This window comes from Nonomuraea sediminis (genome assembly GCF_018531495.1).
GTDB classification, from domain to species: domain Bacteria; phylum Actinomycetota; class Actinomycetes; order Streptosporangiales; family Streptosporangiaceae; genus Nonomuraea; species Nonomuraea sediminis.
On sequence record NZ_JAHDTI010000025.1, the window covers coordinates 1 to 17,478 of the forward strand.

At 68.4% G+C, this 17,478-nt stretch carries 18 protein-coding genes and 1 pseudogene; 8 read left to right on the top strand and 11 right to left on the bottom strand.

What is annotated here, in order from left to right; genetic code table 11:
- On the top strand, positions 1-2,229 hold a 2,229-nt coding region (locus KIK09_RS54690; RefSeq protein ID WP_214327566.1), incomplete at its 5' end, for a M28 family peptidase.
- Here KIK09_RS54690 and KIK09_RS54695 read toward each other — a convergent pair.
- A complete protein-coding gene (locus tag KIK09_RS54695) occupies positions 2,226-2,423 on the bottom strand; it encodes a response regulator transcription factor (RefSeq protein ID WP_308164854.1) in 198 nt (65 codons plus the stop codon). The two genes, KIK09_RS54690 and KIK09_RS54695, sit on opposite strands and share 4 nt — an antisense overlap.
- Before the next feature lie 718 nt (positions 2,424-3,141).
- Between KIK09_RS54695 and KIK09_RS60910 the strand changes: the two genes are divergently transcribed.
- Positions 3,142-3,420 (top strand): response regulator transcription factor, encoded by a 279-nt coding sequence (locus tag KIK09_RS60910; protein WP_372455834.1) that lies wholly within the window; start codon positions 3,142-3,144, stop codon positions 3,418-3,420.
- 7 nt (positions 3,421-3,427) lie between these two features.
- Here KIK09_RS60910 and KIK09_RS54705 read toward each other — a convergent pair whose 3' ends face one another.
- From KIK09_RS54705 to KIK09_RS54715, 3 genes are all read right to left on the bottom strand, one after another.
- Positions 3,428-4,699 (bottom strand): alpha/beta hydrolase, encoded by a 1,272-nt coding sequence (locus KIK09_RS54705; RefSeq protein ID WP_250575370.1) that lies wholly within the window; start codon positions 4,697-4,699, stop codon positions 3,428-3,430.
- Between the two features lie 919 nt (positions 4,700-5,618).
- Complete coding sequence (locus KIK09_RS54710) at positions 5,619-5,744, bottom strand: SRPBCC family protein (protein ID WP_214327567.1); 126 nt, start codon at positions 5,742-5,744, stop codon at positions 5,619-5,621.
- Positions 5,741-5,890 carry a Tn3 family transposase gene (locus KIK09_RS54715; protein WP_214327568.1) on the bottom strand — a complete coding sequence of 50 codons (150 nt, stop codon included), beginning with the start codon at positions 5,888-5,890 and terminating at the stop codon, positions 5,741-5,743. The genes KIK09_RS54710 and KIK09_RS54715 overlap by 4 nt, the downstream gene beginning before the upstream one ends.
- A 254-nt stretch (positions 5,891-6,144) precedes the next feature.
- On the opposite strand from KIK09_RS54715, the gene KIK09_RS54720 reads away from it, so the two are divergent.
- A complete protein-coding gene (locus tag KIK09_RS54720) occupies positions 6,145-6,672 on the top strand; it encodes a Tn3 family transposase (protein WP_214327569.1) in 528 nt (175 codons plus the stop codon).
- A gap of 173 nt (positions 6,673-6,845) precedes the next feature.
- On the opposite strand, the gene KIK09_RS54725 is transcribed toward KIK09_RS54720, so the two are convergent.
- From KIK09_RS54725 to KIK09_RS54735, 5 genes and pseudogenes are all read right to left on the bottom strand, one after another.
- Positions 6,846-7,643, bottom strand: coding sequence for a maleylpyruvate isomerase N-terminal domain-containing protein (locus KIK09_RS54725; protein ID WP_250575371.1), 798 nt, complete (start codon positions 7,641-7,643; stop codon positions 6,846-6,848).
- Positions 7,644-7,945: 302 nt separating this feature from the next.
- Positions 7,946-9,122, bottom strand: a pseudogene (locus KIK09_RS60920) (Tn3 family transposase); the annotation flags it as partial.
- Positions 9,123-9,304: 182 nt separating this feature from the next.
- Positions 9,305-9,604, bottom strand: a complete 300-nt coding sequence (locus tag KIK09_RS60930; protein ID WP_372455835.1) for a hypothetical protein — start codon at positions 9,602-9,604, stop codon at positions 9,305-9,307.
- The gene (locus tag KIK09_RS60935; RefSeq protein ID WP_372455836.1) at positions 9,601-10,239 is read right to left on the bottom strand and encodes a DUF4158 domain-containing protein; all 639 of its coding nucleotides are present in this window, start codon (positions 10,237-10,239) and stop codon (positions 9,601-9,603) included. The genes KIK09_RS60930 and KIK09_RS60935 overlap by 4 nt, the downstream gene beginning before the upstream one ends.
- Positions 10,240-10,499: 260 nt before the next feature.
- A complete protein-coding gene (locus KIK09_RS54735; RefSeq protein WP_214327571.1) occupies positions 10,500-11,096 on the bottom strand; it encodes a TetR/AcrR family transcriptional regulator in 597 nt (198 codons plus the stop codon).
- 167 nt (positions 11,097-11,263) lie between these two features.
- Here KIK09_RS54735 and KIK09_RS54740 point away from each other — a divergent pair, with 167 nt between their 5' ends.
- The gene (locus tag KIK09_RS54740) at positions 11,264-12,376 is read left to right on the top strand and encodes an alpha/beta fold hydrolase (protein ID WP_214327572.1); all 1,113 of its coding nucleotides are present in this window, start codon (positions 11,264-11,266) and stop codon (positions 12,374-12,376) included.
- A gap of 231 nt (positions 12,377-12,607) precedes the next feature.
- Here the strand turns inward: KIK09_RS54740 and KIK09_RS54745 are convergent, their stop codons facing one another.
- Positions 12,608-13,153, bottom strand: coding sequence for an SCO6745 family protein (locus KIK09_RS54745; protein ID WP_372455837.1), 546 nt, complete (start codon positions 13,151-13,153; stop codon positions 12,608-12,610).
- 207 nt (positions 13,154-13,360) lie between these two features.
- Here KIK09_RS54745 and KIK09_RS54750 point away from each other — a divergent pair, with 207 nt between their 5' ends.
- Positions 13,361-13,609, top strand: a complete 249-nt coding sequence (locus KIK09_RS54750; protein ID WP_214327574.1) for a hypothetical protein — start codon at positions 13,361-13,363, stop codon at positions 13,607-13,609.
- 54 nt (positions 13,610-13,663) lie between these two features.
- Here KIK09_RS54750 and KIK09_RS54755 read toward each other — a convergent pair whose 3' ends face one another.
- Positions 13,664-13,816, bottom strand: a complete 153-nt coding sequence (locus KIK09_RS54755) for a hypothetical protein (protein ID WP_214327575.1) — start codon at positions 13,814-13,816, stop codon at positions 13,664-13,666.
- Positions 13,817-14,953: 1,137 nt separating this feature from the next.
- Between KIK09_RS54755 and KIK09_RS54760 the strand changes: the two genes are divergently transcribed.
- From KIK09_RS54760 to KIK09_RS54770, 3 genes are all read left to right on the top strand, one after another.
- Positions 14,954-15,307: a DUF2809 domain-containing protein gene (locus tag KIK09_RS54760; protein WP_214327576.1), complete on the top strand. Its 354-nt coding sequence runs from the start codon at positions 14,954-14,956 to the stop codon at positions 15,305-15,307.
- Positions 15,308-15,577: 270 nt separating this feature from the next.
- Positions 15,578-17,134 carry a tyrosine-type recombinase/integrase gene (locus KIK09_RS54765; protein ID WP_214327577.1) on the top strand — a complete coding sequence of 519 codons (1,557 nt, stop codon included), beginning with the start codon at positions 15,578-15,580 and terminating at the stop codon, positions 17,132-17,134.
- 85 nt (positions 17,135-17,219) lie between these two features.
- Positions 17,220-17,477 carry a hypothetical protein gene (locus KIK09_RS54770; RefSeq protein ID WP_214327578.1) on the top strand — a complete coding sequence of 86 codons (258 nt, stop codon included), beginning with the start codon at positions 17,220-17,222 and terminating at the stop codon, positions 17,475-17,477.
- The last annotated feature ends 1 nt before the right edge of the window (position 17,478 follow it).

The following is a 17,478-nucleotide window of genomic DNA, read 5'->3' on the forward strand; positions in this document are numbered from 1 at the left end:
GACGGCCCGATCCGGTACATGTACAACCCGTCGCAGGTGGGCGACCCCAACTGCTGGTCCTCCTCGATCCCCAGCACCGAGGTGCACGCGGCGGCCGGCCCGCTCAACCACTGGTTCTACCTGCTGGCCGAGGGCTCTTCGCCCGGCGGCGGCAAGCCGAACAGCCCGATCTGCTCCGGCGGCCCTTCCTCTGTCACCGGTATCAGCATCCAGAAGGCGGGCAAGATCTATCTGGGCGCGATGCAGCGCAAGACCTCGTCCTGGCGTTACGCCAACGTCCGGTCGGCCTCGCTGGCCGCCGCGGTCGAGCTCTACGGTGCCAACAGCGCCGAGTGCGCGGCCACCAAGGCGGCGTGGAACGCGGTGAGCGTCCCGGTCCAGTCGGGCGAGCCCACCTGCACCTCTCCCACGCAGGACTTCTCGATCTCCACCAACCCGACCTCCGGCTCGGTGACTCCGGGACAGTCGGCCACCACCACGGTCGGCACCCAGACCACCGCGGGCAACCCGCAGACGGTGAACCTCACCGCCTCCGGCCTGCCTTCCGGGGCGACGGCGTCGTTCAACCCGGCGAGCGTGACCAGCGGCAACAGCTCCACGCTGACGATCAGCACCAGCGCCTCGACGCCCGCGGGTACCTCCACGATCACCGTCACGGGCACCGGCGCGTCCGGCTCCCACACCGCCACCTACCAGCTGACCGTCGGCACAGTCACGCCGGGCAACCCGCCGGACGTGAGCGTGGCCAACGTCAAGGCGCACCTGGCGCAGCTGCAGACCATCGCCACCAACAACGGCGGCACCCGCAGATCCACCGGCGCCGGTTACACGGCCTCGGTGTCCTACGTGGAGCAGAAGCTGCAGGCGGCCGGTTTCACGACCGTCCGGCAGAACTGCGGCTCCACCTGCAGCAGCGGCGCGGGCCCCAACCTGATCGCCGATTGGCCGGGCGGTGACGCCAACCAGGTCATCATGCTCGGCGCCCACCTCGACAGCGTCTCGGCGGGACCCGGCATCAACGACAACGGGTCCGGCTCAGCCTCACTGCTGGAGGTCGCGCTGACGCTGGCCGCCAACCACCCGACGATGGCCAAGCACGTCAGGTTCGGCTGGTGGAGCGATGAGGAGCAGGGGCTCAACGGCTCCGAGGGCTACGTGGCCTCGCTCAGCTCGACCGACCGCACCAAGATCAAAAACTACATCAACTACGACATGGTCGGCTCGCCCAACGGCGGCTACTTCATCAACAACATCACCACCACCGCGGCCCAGCAGCTCAAGGCGTTCTACGACGCGCTGAACCTGCAGCCGGAGGAGAACACCGAGGGCGCCAACCGCTCCGACGACGCCTCCTTCCGCAACGCGGGCATCGCGACCTCCGGCGTGGCCGCGGGCGCGAGCGACACCAAGACGTCCGCACAGGCGGCCAAGTGGGGCGGTACGGCGGGCCAGGCTTACGACAGGTGCTACCACTCCGCCTGCGACACCACCTCCAACATCAACGACACGATCCTGGACAGGGCCTCGGACGCCGCGGCCTACGCCATCTGGAAGCTCGCGGTCGGCGGCACCCCGCCCACGCGGGACTTCTCCATCGCGGTGAACCCGTCATCCGGCACCGTCCAGACCGGCCAGGCGATCACCACGACCGTCTCCACGCAGACCACGCAGGGCACGGCCCAGACGGTCAACCTGACCGCCTCCGGGCTGCCGACCGGGGGCACCGCCTCGTTCAACCCGGCCAGCGTGACCAGCGGCGGCAACTCGACGCTGACGATCAGCACCACGAGCTCGACCCCGACGGGCAGCTACCAGGTGACGATCAACGGCGCGGGTGAGACGGGCGCCCACACCACGGTGTTCGCGCTGACCGTCCAGGGCCAGAGCGGTGGCAGGACGTTCCGCAACGACACCGACTACTTCATCGACGACTACTCGTACATCACCAGCTCGGTCACCTCCAACGCGAGCGGGACCGCGCAGTCGCCGGTGAAGGTCACCGCCACCAGCAACCACACGTGCATCGAGGACCTCGACATCTGGCTCCAGGGTCCGAACGGCTCGTGGTACCACCTGCGCTCGCCCGGTGGCTCGTCCTGCACGGTCTTCGGCACCAGGAACTGGTCGGTGCCGGTCAGCCAGCAGGCCGCCGGAACGTGGACCCTCTACATCGAGGACTACTACGCCCAGGACACAGGAACCCTGGACTGGTGGAGCATCACCGTCTAGACACCCGTGGTCCCGCCCGGCCCCTCGGGCGGGACCACCACCTCGGTCCGCGAGCGGACGCCGAGCTTGCGCAGCAGGGTGGCGACATGGGTCTCGACCGTACGACGCGACAGGAACAGCACCTCGGCGATCTCCCAGTTCGTCCTGCCGAGCGCAACGAGCCTGGCGACCTCCCACTCGCGGGCCGACAGCACCCTGTAGGACTCTGCTGGTTCGAGTCGGGCCAGGTGGCTGGTGCGTTTCCGGTCCAGGGCGGCCGTTCCACCAGGCGTCCAGGCGGATCAGGTTGACGGCGATGGCGGAGACGATGAAGGACGCGAGGCCCTCGTTCACGAGCTTTCCGACTGCCTCTGGTCTCTCTTGGTCTTGGCGCATCCCTATGACGTGGATCTTGCTGCAGATTTCCTTGCCAACCAGGACGACCTGGAGGTCAGGGTCAAGCGGGCGCTGGAGGCTTAAGGGATCAGGTCGGCTTGGTCAGATACCGGGCCAGCTCCGTGAAGAGGACGTCGTCACCCACTACTAGTCATCACACGCCGTCACCGCTTCACGGACTTTGATCCTGTCGCTAGCTTGGAAGGCGCCGCTCCCGCCCGATGGCATCAGTGTGCTTAAGTGCCAGCTCTGGTTCGTAGGGGGCGGGCCACGAAGCGATCAGGTCGTGCTCGAAAGGAGGCGGACTGGCCGATCCGTCCGTTTTAGTGTCCCGGCCGCCGGCATGCACCCGCAGCCGGTAGAACCCCTCACCGCGGTGAGCAAGGTTCGACAGGTCAGGGAGCTCCCCATCGAGCCCACACACGATCAAGGATCCTGAGGTGGACTCGATGGAGACCTCCACGATCTCTTCCCAGCCATCCAGGTCGAGAAGGCTTCATCGGCCAGCTCCACCTCGACTTCAACGACACCGATGGGATGCCGGTGAAGATCGTCGCACCATCGGGTTCGTCATCTACCACGATCAGCCCGTTGCCCGTGCTGGCAACAGGAGCCGGCCCTGCCTCGTTGGGATTGTCCGTATCTCGGCTGGACCCGAATCCGGAGATCGCCGGACGGTTGACGGTCACGGAGGAGACGGTGAAGACCCACGTGAGCCGCGTGCTGAGCAAGCTCGGGCTGCGCGACAGGACCCAGGCGGTCGTCGCCGCGTCCGAGACGGGGCTGGTCGTGCCGGGCTCACGTGGGCTTGGTTGACGTCAGGTCAGAGGCTGGGGCAGCGGGCCGGGGCCGTGCCGTAGGCGTACTGGAGGAAGTCGGTCAGATATGCGGGCCAGGATCCCCAGTCGTGGCCGCCGGTGCTGTAGCAGTACCGGTGACCGACGCCCAGGCTCGTCAGCGTGGCGTCGAAGGCGCTGGCGTAGGAGCCGAGGATGGCCTCGTTGACGGACGTGGCCTCGGTGTTGGCGGGGGAGGTGGTGCTGTAGCCGCATTCTGCAGGCGCCGGGCCGTTCCCGTCGCCCGGTTGGGCCAGCGTGGCGCAGCCCCCGGCGTACAGGGCGAGCCTGCCGCTGTAGGGGGCGTACTTGCCCCGTGTCACGAGGGTGGCCGGGTTGGCCGACGGCCAGTCGTAGACGGTGCGGCCATCGACGACGCTGGTGGTGTGCGGCCCGAACAGCGTGTCCAGCCGGTAGAGCCGCTGCTGGTCCTGGTCGAGCACCAGCACTCCGTTGGCGTCGTACTTGTTGACCCGGTACTTGCCGTTGAGCAGGTCGAGCGGCCCGATCGAGGCGCCGGCCTGCCACATCGAGTCGGACAACGTGCCCTGCGCCGGTTTGGCCCGCACGTCGATGCCCGGCGAGAGGGCACCGATGACGGAGAACACGTCGGGGTACGCCGCGGCGTACCTGAGTGTGCCGTAGCCGCCCATCGAGATCCCGGCGAGCCCGCGCCCCGAGCGGTCGGCGATCGTGTGGAAGTTGGCGTCGATCCACGGGATGAGCTGGGAGACGTGGTATGTCTCCCACCTGGGCGCGAAGAACCCGTCGGTGTGTCCTGCCCAGTCGGCGTACCAGCCGCTCATCCCGCCCGTCGGCATGACGACGATGCCGTCGTAGGGATGACCGGGCACCGACGCGATCAGGGACACGAGATCCGCCTTCGTCGTCCACTCGTCGTAGTCGTCTCCGCCGCCGTTGATGAGATAGAGCGAGCGGTAGCGGGCGCCCCTGGCGGGGTCGTAGCCGCTGGGCAGGTAGACCCGGACGGTGATCGTCCTGGTGAGCGGGTTGATCACCGGGGTGCCGCCGGACGCCTGGAAGATCGCCGTGGATGTCATGGTGATGTCCCGCAGTTCGGACCCATCGGCTTGCGGGTGCCGGTCCACCCGTAAGCAGGTGATCCCGAAGCGGTTGGGGTCGGGCAGCGTCGTGGAGCACGTTTCGGCCTGCGCCGCGGTCGCCGGGACCAGGGCCGTCCCGGCGACCAGCAGCACTCCGGCCACCGCGCGCGCGAACCAGTGTTGGAGAACTCGCATCACACCCCCTGATGTGCACAAGTGATTGCTTGTTAAGCCCCGTACTGATCATGGCACCAGCAATGCGGCCTCACGTCAACGGGGACCTTCGGCCCTACCGGCCAGGTCCGGCGCGGTCACGATGCAAGAAGGAGGACCGAAGGAGAGCACGCCATGGACGCAGCGATCCTGGTGGGGACGGACGGCTCACCCCCTTCTTCATCGCGTGCGTGGGAGCGACCGTCAACTCGCCCGTGACGACGGTGGCCGGGAGGACCTGATCAACCCGAACTGTATGTCTCGCAAGGGTCGTTGCTGGACTCCGCGATCCGGATGTTCACCAAGCTGCCACTGGATTATCAGAACACGACCGATGCACCCGATGCTTGGCCTGGGCTTTGTCGACCCGCACCAGCAGGCATGCGACGAGGCTAGAGCCCGATGTGAGCGCGGGGGCCGTTTCCCGCTGAGGTTCACAGGAGGCGTCAGGGTCGCGCATCGAGATGAAGATCCAGTGCGCGGTGCCTTGTCCTGCTCCACCGCCCGTAGGACCTCCCGACGACGCAGGTGGAGCTCCCGGCGTTCGACCTGGCGGGGGTGAATGACGTGAGCGGCGCGGGCTACAACGACGGCCCGGATCTCGTGGCGGCGCTGCAGGGCCGGGACCCGGCGCGGGCGTCGGTGCTACTGGCGCACCAGCCGGTGTTCGTGGGCAAGGCCGTACGCCACGGGGTGGACCTGCAGCTGTCGGGCCATACCCACGGCGGTCAGCCTGGCCAACCCGACGGTGGCCCGGCTGGAGCGATACGGGGACACACAGCTGTACGTCTCGCGCGAGGCTGGCGCGTGGGGCCCGCCCACCCGGGTCGGCGCGCCTTCTGACATCACGGTGGTGGAGATGGCGGCGGGCCGGGCGTGAGACCGGGTCCGGGTGCTCCCGTCAGCCGGCCGCGGCGCGCAGCCGCCTCAGCCGCTCCTCCCAGCCGGCGCGGTGGGTGCCGAGGTAGGTGGGCGGCAGGCCGCGGTGCGTGAGCACGACCATCGTGTCGTCCCCGTCGGGTGTCACGCCTCGGACACCAGCAGCGCGACCACCGAGGTGGACAGGTCCTTCATCCGGGTGGTGCCGTCCCCGAGGTGCACGAGGACGTCCAGGAAGCCGGTCCAGGCGTGGACCTCGAACAGCAGATCCGGCAGGTCGACCTTCGGGAGCATCTCCTCCGGCCTCGGGGATCAACGGGACAGCCGTTAGCGCTAAGCCTCACCCCCGGCTGAACTGCTGTCACTCCGGGGAGCCAGGCCACCGGGCAGGACGACCGGCATATTGGCGGTAGCCGGCGTTGGGGACCAGCGGTACAGCCGTTGGCGCCAAGCACTTGATCTTGGTCGTCTAGCACGGGCGATCGGGCTATTGTGGGGGTTTTCCGGAAGCTCTTCGATCGCTGGCGGGGCTGGCTACCGTCCGCCGCATGCCGGTGGAATTTCTGACTGATGAGCAGGCTGAGGCGTACGGGAAGTTCGCCGAGGAGCCGACGAGGCCCGAGCTGGAGCGGTTCTTCTTCCTCGATGACGAGGACCGGAAGCTGATCGCGAAGCGGCGTGGTGATCACAACCGGCTCGGCTTCGCTCTCAAGATGTGCCTCCAGGAGTCCCGGCACAAGCTCGCCCGCGACATCTGCCACGGCAAGAAGGGCACCATCCAGCAGGCGTACCGGGACGGGATGGAGGACCAGCTCGGCTCACTCGGCCTGGTCCTGAACGCCGTGGTGCTCTGGACGACCCGCTACCTCGACGCCGCCGTCGTCCAGCTTCGCGCGGAGGGTCATGAGATCCGTGACGAGGACGTGGCCCGGCTGCCCCCGCTCAAGCACAAGAACCTCAACGTCCTGGACCGCTGCAGCTTCACCCCTACCCAGCCGGCGGGCGGCACCCTGCGCCCGCTGCGCGACCCGGACGCGGCCGGACTCGATGACGATGAGGACGGCGCTGAGAACTGACGGCGTCAGGTGCCGACCAGGCGCACCGATCAGCTTGTGAGCCGCCGCCTTGGTCAGCCGCTTCGCAGCCCTGACGGTCTGCTCCCCCCGCGGCCCCGAGGCCACCACGGCGTGGTTGTAGCCGTTGGCGGGAGGCATGCCTCGGGGCGTACGAGGTGGCGCATCGTCACGTCCTACTCATCCGGGTCCCAGGCGCTGAGCTGCTCGAAGAGACGTCGGTCGCCGTCGAGCGTCAGGGAGTTGATCGGGATACGGTCGTGCAGGATGAGGACCAGCTCGCTGGCCGTGCCCCGAGCGGAGAAGAAGGCGGCAGCCGCGTTCGGGTCCTGGCCGGCAGCGGTGGCCGGCATGGTGCCAGGCCAGGGGAGGCGGGCGGTCCGTGCGCCGTCGGCGGAGAGCGAGAGGCGCCAGGAGCGGCCCTCGGAGGCGTGGAAGTCGACGGCAGCGGGCTTGTGCGGCCAGGCACTTGTCGTTGCGACGCAGGTGGACAGGAACTCGTCGACACCGTCGAGCGCCACCTCGTCCGGCAGCGGCTGCGGAGCACCTACGGTGATCTGGGCGTCGTACGTGTGCACCGCCATCTGCTGGAGCTGGTGCCGAGCTACGGCACCGGAGGTCTGCGGCGACTGCGACGTCCCCCACCACGTCCAGCAACCGCGATCCGGGCCGGCCTTCCGCAATGCGTCCAGCAGTTGCTCCGTGGACTCCGCCAACCAGGCCAGCAGGGCCTCGCGCTCCCGAGGCGCAGCCGGGGCGCCCTCCGCTGCGGACTTGGCCGGAGCAGGCCCTGCGGCGACGGTGGCGGCCCAGTCGCGGCGCCCATCGCCGATGTGCTGCGCCAGATCGAACAGCGTCCACTCGGGGCAGGTCGGCACCTGTACGTCGAGGCTGGGCGCGGAGGCGACCGCGGCGCGGAAGGCAGTCGACCGTTCGTCGATCAGTCGCAACAGAACGGGGAACTCGAGTGTCATTGTCACCCTGAATCTCTATCACTGCGTTTCCGACAATCGGACAGCGATTTTCACAGCCGCCATCGCGGGCGGACCCTCACCACCGCGGAGAAAAAGGCGCCGACAGCGCACCGGAGGCCTGCTGCGGTACCACCGCCTGCTGCACCCCGGACGAGGAAGCCCTCGACCCGGCCCAGAGCCCGGCCGAGGCGAAGGCCGCCGCCGGCTGCGCGTGCGGCAGCTGAGGCACAGACCGGACGGGAGGCCCTTGAGCACGGCGACGACGCCGGGCCGTGGTGCTGACCGGCGCACCGGTGTCCAGGTCAGCCCTCGACGTCCTCGCCGTCCTCCTCGGAGGCCTCGGCCGGGTCGCGCAGGTGTCGAAGCATGCCGCCGGCCGGGGCGGAGCCGCGGAAGCTGTAGCGGCCCAGCACGTTCAGGTTGGCGTGCCGCAGCGGGGAGAGCCGGGCCACGTCCTCGTCCAGCACCTGGTGCTCGCGCTGGTCGGCGGGCAGGGCCCGCAGCTCGGCGACGGCGGCGTCCAGGTAGCGGGTGGTCCACAGCACCGCGGCGTTCAGCACCAGGCCGAGCGCGCCGAGCTGGTCCTCCTGCCCCGTCCGGTAGGCCTGCATGATTTGCCCGCGCTTGCCGTGGCAGATGTCGCGGGCGAGCTTGTGCCTGGACTCCGGGACGGTGAGCTGACGGTTCATCTGCCGCCGGTAGGTGTCGTCCACCGGGTCGACCACCCGCAGCAGGTGCAGGGTCTTGCCGATCCGCCCGTACTCGGCGAACGCCTGCCCCAGCGGGGCCGGGCGGCCTTCGCGGCCGAACATCCGCAGCAGGTCGTAGGCGCGGACCTGCCCGGTCACCAGGGAGCCGGCCACCCGCAGCAGGTCCGACCAGTGCGTGACCACCTTGCCCAGGTTGACCCGGTTACGGGCCAGCGGCTCCAGCGGCCCGTACCCGCCGGTGGCCACCCCGGGCAGCTCGGCCCGCCAGAACCGCTGATCGGCCAGGTCCCGGAAGCGGGGCGAGAAGTTGTAGCCGAGCAGCGAGAACAGCCCGAACAGCATGTCGGAGTACGAGGCGTTGTCGGTGGCGACCATCTCCGGCCGCGCGCCGGCGTCCAGGTTCAGCAGGGTGTCCAGGATGTGCAGCGAGTCGCGCGGGGTGCCCGGCACGACCATCTGCCCGATCCCGGCGACCTGGCCGTTGACCGCGTTGAGCCAGGTGATCCCGCGCTTGAAGTGGTAGTACTTCGGCGGAGGCCCTGAGGGCCTCGTCGTTCGCGTCGATGACCGGGGTGTAGCCGATGTTGCACGCCTCGGCGACCAGCAGCGCCACCAGCGAGGTCTTCAGGTTCTCCATCCGGGTGCGGCCGTCGCCCAGGTGCACGAAGGCATCCTGGAACCTGGTCCACCCGTCGACCTCGAACAGCAGGTCCGGCAGGTCGATCCGGGGCAGCATCGCCGCGGTCGTCCGGCGCAGCCAGCGCAGCGACTTCAACTCCCCGAGCGCGCCGAGCCGGTCCACGTTCAGCTTGAACCGGCCGATGGGCTGCACCTCGAAGGACAGCTTCGCGTCCTGCCCGGCTTCCTCCAGCCGCTCGGCCATCAGCTGCCAGGCGGCGTCCAGGGCCCGCACCCGCTCGGCCAGGTGCTGCTCGACCGGCGCCTCCAGGCTCAGGCCGTGCAGCACGTTGGCTTGCACCGACTCCCACTGCGGCCCGTCCAGCAGCCGCGCCCGGGGTCGGACCAGCGGTTCGACGGGGAGGCGAAGACGTCGCGGCGCCCGAGCGCCCGGTAGAGCTGCTCCAGCACGCACACCACGTATGCGTCGCGGTCCACCGACCCCTGCGGCAGGTCGGGGTTGGAGAACACCGCCTTCTTCCAAGCCGGCGGCACAAGCTTCTGGTCGATCTCGCGGGGCAGCAGCGGCTTGGCCTTCACCTTGCGCCGCGACAGCGCGAGCAGCCGCTTCACCGCCTCCAGCACCCTCCGCCCGCCGGAAGCCGCCCCAACGTGCTCGACTCGCCGAGCAGGGACAGGAACGGGCGAACCGTTTTGTAGCGGCCAGCCAGCTGGCGGCGCATCTCCGCCTCGGTCTCGTCGTCGCCCGGCGGCAGCAGCTCGTCCAGCAGCCGCGCCGCGGCCTCTACCTCCGCACGCGGGCCGACCTCGGTCTCCAGCGCGACGAACATCGCCGCCGCGTCCAGGTCCGCGCCGGCCTCGGCGACCAGGTCCAGCTGCTCGGACCACAGCCGGTACACCGCTTGCACGGTGCGCGACGCCTTCGCCAACCGGGGCCGGGAGGCCAGCCATTCCTTATCCGTGGCCCGCTTCGCCACCGAGGGGTTCTCGACGCCCAGGTGCTCGGCCACGTACGCGACCACTGGCCACGGCACGTCCAGCGGGTCCTCCAGGAACAGCCCCAGGTACCGAACGGTGCACATCTGCAACGCGAAGCCCAGCCGGCTGTGGTCACCCCGCCGCTTCCCGATCAACCTCCGGTCCACGTCATCGAGGTAGAAGAACCGCTCCATCTCCGGGCGCATCGGCTCCTCAACGAACCGTCCGTACGCCTCAGCCTGCTCATCAGTCAGAAACTCCACCGGCACGCGGCGGACGGTAATCCCCGGCCGACCCGCTCATACGATCTTCCGCCGAAACCCCGCCCCGCAGGCGATCACCGTGGTAGGGCCCAAACGAGCGGCGTCGCCGCAGCTCACAGTGCGCGACGGTGTCACCTGTAGAGGGTCGGTTTCGGTCCGGGCGTTCGGGGATGAGTCAGGCGCCCTGCGGCGCGACGACGCCCACGTGCACACGACGATCCACCGCGGCATCGGCACTGCCTCGGCCTGAGGCTCGTTTCCGGGCATCAGCTCGACTCATCCTCTCCCGGCTGATCCAGCGGGCCGTCCGGGACCAACGTCAAGATGCGCTCATAGAGGCGGTGGAGGTCGTCGTCGCCGAGCGGCGGCATGATCGCGCTCGCGCCGATGGCGATCACGTAAGGGAGGAGCGCGCCGAGCCGCACCTCCTCTTCATCGTCGGTGACCTGCCGCCAGACGGAGCGGATCGTCTCCAGACGCGCCTCGTCGATGGCGGCCTGCGTCCGCGCGGCATCGGGGTCGGTGAGCGCCCAGGCGCGCAGCGCCGCCTCGAGCCGGGGGCTGCGGATCTCGGCGCGCGCGGCGGCAAGCCTCGCGATCAGGTCCGAGGAGGTCTTCAGGCCGTTGTCGGGGCTCACCTGCGTATCAATGATCGCGCCGGCGAACGCGGAGGTCTGCGTTTGTTCGAGGTGCGCGAGCAGGTCCTTCTTGAAGCCGGCCGCGCCCTGGAAGTGATGGTAGAAGGAACCTGTCGACAGCCCCAGCCTCTGGGCGAGACGGTCGATGCGGACCGCGTCGACTCCGCCCTCCTCGGCGAGCACCTCGATGCCCGCGTCCAGCCATCTCTGTCGTGCTGTGCTCATGGACCTGCTCCTTGCTCTCGGGCGTCTCGCAGAAGCACCATAACATAACCTATGTTACGGTGGCATGGAGATCACGTCCGCAACGGACCGGGAGGACTCATGACCACCATGACGATCGACCAGCTCGCCACGCCCCGCGAGGCGCATCGACAGGAGCGGGGGATCGCATGAACCCCGTGCTGCTCAACATCTGCATCGCTGTCGTCTGCACGGCTCTCAGCTTCGCCGTGCGCGCCCTGATCGCGGTCTTCCGTACGAAGGACTACTTCGACAAGCATGTCCGCGAGGCTGAGGCGCTGGGCTTCGCGGAGCGGAAGGTCCACATCCGCGAGGGGCTCAAGCTCAACGTCGCCGAGGGGCCGGCCGGCGGCGTGCCGCTGCTCCTGATCCCGGGCCAGGGGTGCGTCTGGCAGGAGTACGGCAAGGCTCTCCCGTCGCTGATCGGCACCTACCACGTGCTCGTCGTCGACATGCACGGCCACGGCAGGAGCACCTGGAACCCGGACGACTACACCGCCGTGCGGATCGCGGACGACATGGCGACGCTCATCGAGCAGACCTTCGGCGGACCTGTCGTCATCGCCGGTCACTCCTCGGGCGGGCTCGTGGCAGCGCTGATCGCCGTTCAGCGACCGGAGCTCGTGCGCGGCGTTCTCTTCGAGGACTGCCCGTTCTTCTCAACGGAGCCCGACCGGGTGGAGAAGACCTATGTGTACGTCGACGGCTTCCAGAACGTGCTGACCTTCCTCGCCCAGGACCAGGAGCGCGACTGGCTGTGCTGGTACATGCCCCGCAGCTACTGGAGGCGCTGGTTCGGGCCCCTGTGGAAGGTCCTCGCCCGCAGCGTGATCCGGCAGCGGCGGGCAAACCCGGACCGCCTGCCCATCGTCCGCTGGGTCGGAGTGGGCATCAACCGGATCTGGGGCACGATGGGCCAGCCCTACGACCCGCGCTTCACCGTCGGGTTCACGAACGACGCCTGGTTCCGCGGCTTCGACCAGGCAGAGACTCTCAGAGCGATCTCCTGCCCGACGATGTTCGTCAAGGCGACCACCCGCCACGACCGCCAGGGCACCCTCCTCGCAGCGCTCAGCGACGAGGATCTCGCTCGGGTCGAGAGCCTGCTGCCCGAGAACCGGACTGTGCATGTGCGCAGCCCCCACGACGTGCACTTCGCCCGCACGAAGGAGTACGCCGCGGCCATGATCGAGCTCGCGGAGACTGTCGAAGGGGCGCAGTCGTCGAGCGCCCCGCAGATAGAAGGAGGCGGATCCCGATGACCACGACCGGTCTGATGGAGAGACTGCACGGCCGGCCCGCCACGGGAGTCCCGCGATGAGCGATGATCACGTATACCGCCAGTGTGAGGGCTGTCGCGCTCACACAAGCGAGGAGCATACAAAGAGGGTGTAGCACGATTCTTACCACCGGGCCTACACCGTACGGTCCGCCACCACGATCCTTCCGCCGGCGTCTAGCTGGAGGGCGTGGCCGTCGCTTGACGCGGCTGCTCAGTCGTCGACGGCCTGTAGCGCGGCGGCGATTGGTTCGAGCCCCGCGATCAGCTCCTCGAGTTCGTCGGTGCTGAGCACGTCGTACACCGGTGCCGCCAGCTCATCGGTGAGGTCCTCGACCCGCTCCCTAATCTGGCGGCCAGCGTCAGTGAACTCGCCGTTGTCGTCCACGAGACCACGACCGCGCAGCCCATCGACGACCGCGGCCAGCTGCGCCTTGGGCAGGTGGTGGATCCGGCCGAACTCCTCCGCCCTCATCCCGAGGGAGAGAGCGACGAGGACATGGGCCTCCGTCCCGCCGATGTTGTGGGTGACCAGGGCGGCGTTGTGGCCGTCCCCGCGGTGTTCTCGCAGCAGCGTCGCCGCGTGCCAGAGCTTGGCCACCGGCTCCTCGGGTACGTCGAGCGCCTGGAGCCCGGCGTACAGCACTCGGCCCTCGGTCGGCGCGCTGAGCGCTGCTCGGGTGGCGAGGTCGGCGACCCGCACCAGAGCCGTGGTGGTGCTCGCAGCCGTGCAGGGTCGGGAAGAGATTTCACCGGACATGGGGCGATATCCAGCCAGGTGACGACCGACGCGTGTAGGCGCGAGGGAGACGATCCCTCCCTACTCACCTCTGCGGTGGGCTGCTAGGTACCCGAAGTACCCCTCCGAAGGCCAACGTCGCGAACGGGGCCAGCTTGCCCTTCGCGCCGTAGTACTGGAACGGAGGGCGCAACCCCACAATGGACCCTCGATTCATGGATGGGAGTGATGTTTACCAGCGAAAACACCGACGAACCGGTTCCTGCGGACATCCTCGCCAACGTGGCGAAGACCCTCGAGAGGATCGGGCGGCCCCTGGCCGCACAGGGCGCCATGGGCTGCGCCTTCCGCGGCGACCTAGAACAGCTGGCCGCCCAGCTCGACCGACTTAAGCCGGACCTGGTCGCGGAGATCTCGGCCGCCGCGCAGTTGCTCAGCTCCGAAGCAGACCTGGCGCTCGCACGCAAGGCTGCGTGATCAAGCCTCCGGCGACTGCGCGATCAGCTCCCACCGTAAGGCGTTGACCCCCACCTACAGGGCGCGCAGCCGTGTCTGCTCTGCCCGGTAGACGTCGAGGTCGTCCTCGATCGCCTCGTGCGGTACGAGGCCGCGCAGGTCCACGGCGACGCTGCGGAAGCCCACCTTGCGTGCATCCTCGTAGGCCTGCAGGTGCTTGGTGGCCATCCACGCGAGCACGCGCGGCTGGGCGACGATCTCCTGGTGGCCCGCGGTAGTCGGGCGGCAGGATGTTCAGCAGCCACGCTGTGGCCGAGCGGACCCACTCCGGGTCATCCGGGGGCAGCACGCCGGCGGGCCAGCCAGGCGGCGTCGAGCTGGTCGACGCTGGCTCCTCCGGGGTGACCTTCTCAATGGCCGCCTCGATCGCGGAGTAGTCGGTGCCCTTCATGTGGCGGATCTGGGTGATGGGCACCCACTCGGGTTCGCGGTCTCTCAGGCTGCCCGTATATCCCAGCTCGACCTCGACCCAGGAAATGAGCGCCTCGCGCGTCCCGTCCGGCAGCTCGCGGATGCGGTGCAGCCAGCCCACTTGGTCCGGCAGGATGTGCACCGTCTGGGGCTGGGGATCCGCCACCATGCCGCCTCCCGATCGAACACGCCTTCGAGAGGAGCGTAACGCACGGGGAAGATGGGGAGCGGCAGCGCGCCGCCGCTCCCTCGTGCAGACGCGGAGCCGCGAACGGGAACGTGCTGCTATTCCAATGAACCGTTCTTCCCCAGGGTGACGTATCCCAGCGTGACAAGCCCCTGCCTGGAGGAGACGCATGTGAAGGATCCACCCGCGCATGGCAAATGGCCAACCGTCCGGTTCGTCCTCGGAAGCACGTCCCGGACGGTCCACCTATGCCTCATCCTGCTGATCAGCAGCGCCCCGATCGATCTCGCAGTGGCGTGACTGCTCAGCAAGTAAGCACGCCGGGGGTCTGGCCCCCGGCACATCCCCTTCAGATACGGATGAGCGAGGCGGCTGGGTTCACGATCAGCCGACATCTCCTGCCGCGCCGTCCAGGTACGCGGACAAGGGGTTCAGCCCACATAAGGTGAAAACCCACATTCGGTGGATCATGAACGGGTGTTGGAGTGCTCTTCCTCGCACCACGCGGGGCACTGTTTCATCTGGTCGGGCCTCATTCCGGATGGATCGTCACTACGTTCCAGCGTGCTGGCATGCCGTCGGCATGGCACTCCACCGCGGTCGCTGACCTGCCGCAATCAGCATGCCGCCATAAGGGACGAGCTCTATGATCAGGTTCGTCCTGATCGTTGAGATTCGGAGAAGATGTCAACCTCATGCGCCGTGCCATGGTCCTTCTGGGTGGCGTCGCCCTCGCCGTCGGCGCGTTCACCCTCTTCTACCGGGGCCCGGGACAACCGTTCATCCGCGGTTACGTGAGCGACGTCGGCGCCACCATGCTGGTCTACGCGTTCTTGGGGCTGCTGTGGCGCACCACCGCCGCACGCCGCTCCCTGGCCACGGCCGCGATCGCCGCCGCCGTCGAGTTCTACCAAATAGTCGGCATGACCCCGCCGGGCATCGGCGGTGTCCTGGTCGGCGCGTTCCCCGACCCATGGGACCTGGTCGCCTATGCCATCGGTGTGGTCGCGGCTCTGGCCTGGGAACGCCGACTGGTCCTATCCGGTGATCAGACCGGCTGACTCTCGGACTCCACCCCACCGGCACGCTGACGGTACGGATGCCCCACAGCGGCGAGGTCATCGGGTTCGTCCTGCGCGGCGGCCAGCCGTTGCAAAGCAAGTTCGACGTCTGCTGCGCGCTGACCGTCTTCGGTATTGACCTGGAGAGCCTGACGCCCGAGGCGTTCTTGCACTACGCCCGAGTCGCGGCGGCACGGTCTGGCCGGAGAGCCGCCCAAGTCGGGCAGCTTCGCCGGCGTACTGGCCTGGCCGGTCCTGCACGAGATCGGCGTGTTCCCGGCCTCGGCCCCGCGCACGCTGCGCGCCGCGGTGACCCGGGGACAACTGCCGGTTGAGGAAGCCGTCGACCGCCACGGCCTGCGCGACCAGGAGGTACGTGGCCTGCTGGTGGAGTACATCCGTCGCCGCTCGGCAGACCTGGACTACTCCTCGCTGCGACAGCAGACCAACCTGCTGGTCAAGACGTTCTGGAAGACGATCGAAGAGATCAACTCCGATCAGAAGGATCTGCGCCTGTCCGAAGAGGTCTTCACTCAGTGGAAAGAGCGGCTCCAGACCCTGCCGAACGGCAAACCTCGGCTCGACCTGGACGGGCCGCTCATGGCGGTCCGCACGCTCTACCTGGACCTGCACACCTGGTCGGCCGCCGAACCCGAACGCTGGGCCAAGTGGGTCGCGCCCTGCCCGGTCCGAGACGAGGACCTGCGCTGGTCCCATCTTCGCCGTCGCCAGCTGCAAGAGCGGATGGCCAAGCGCACCCGTGACCGCCAGCTGCTGCTGCCCGTGCTCGTCCAACACGTCACCGACAAATGGCATCGGCTGCGCGAACTGCTGGACGCCGCCCAAAGCGTCGCCCTGGGCGAGGAGTTCACCGTCGAGGGCGCGACCTGGCTGCGGGTCTCGACCAAGGACCAGCGGCACAACCGCCCCCCGATCAACGCGATCAACCGCAAGACCGGCGAACTGGTGAAACTGTCCTGGGAAGAGAACCAGGCATTCTGGCAGTGGGCCATCGTCGAGACCCTGCGGCTTGCCGGCTTGCGTGCCGAAGAACTGACCGAGTTGTCGCACCTGAGCATCCGGCAATACCAGCGCCCCAACAGCGAGGTCGTCGCGGTGCCGGTCATCAGCCCGTCCAAGAGCGACCGCGAACGAGTCATCCCGATGTCGGCCGAGCTGTTCCACGTGATCGCCCAGATCATCCGCCGGCACCGCAACGAGCACGGCACCGCCCCGGTCTGTGCCCGCTACGACCTGCACGAGAAGACCTGGAGCGAGGAGCTTCCCTACTTGTTCCAGACCCTCCGCAGCGGCACCCAACGCGCCATGTCCGTCACGACGGTCTGGCGCAAGATCCGCCAGGCATGCCAGGAACTCGTGACCACGCATCCCGAGTTCGCGACCATCAGGTTCTCGCCGCACGACTTCCGCCGCCTGTTCGCGACCGAGCTGGTCAACAACGGCCTGCCCATCCATATCGGCGCCGCTCTGCTCGGACACATGGATGTTCGAACCACACGCGGCTACGTCGCAGTCTTCGACGAAGACGTCATCAGCCACTACCAGGAGTTCCTTGCTCGCCGCCGCGCCGAGCGACCCCAAGAGGAGTACCGCAAACCGACCGACGAGGAGTCGTCCGACTTCAACGAGCACTTCGACAAACGCCGAGTCGAGCTCGGATCCTGCGGACGTCCCTACGGCACCCCCTGCCAGCACGAACACGCCTGCATCCGCTGCCCGATGCTCTCGATCAACCCCAAGATGCTGCCGCGGCTGGACGAACTCGAGGAGGACCTGCTGGCCCGCCGACGCCGCGCCGTCGATTAGGGGTGGCATGGTGAGATCGAGGGTCTCGACCTCACGCTCACCTTCCTGCGAAGCAAGCGCACCCAGGCCCGCCGGATGGCCCGTCTTGACGCTCCAGGGCAGGTTGACCTGGGTATTCCGATTCTTCCTCCGCGCGGCTGACATCGTCATCGACGACGAACACGCCGCCGTCGACGACGGCCAAGCCGCCCTGGACCACCTGCTGGAACGGCTCGCTGGCGTCCCGACTCCTTCCGGTCCGACACCCCGTGAACTCGGCGGCCGCCTCGCCACTACGCTACCGATCGTGGAGTCCGCCAAGATCTGTCCTTATTTCTGGGCGACAAGCGCGGTCGTCCGGTAGG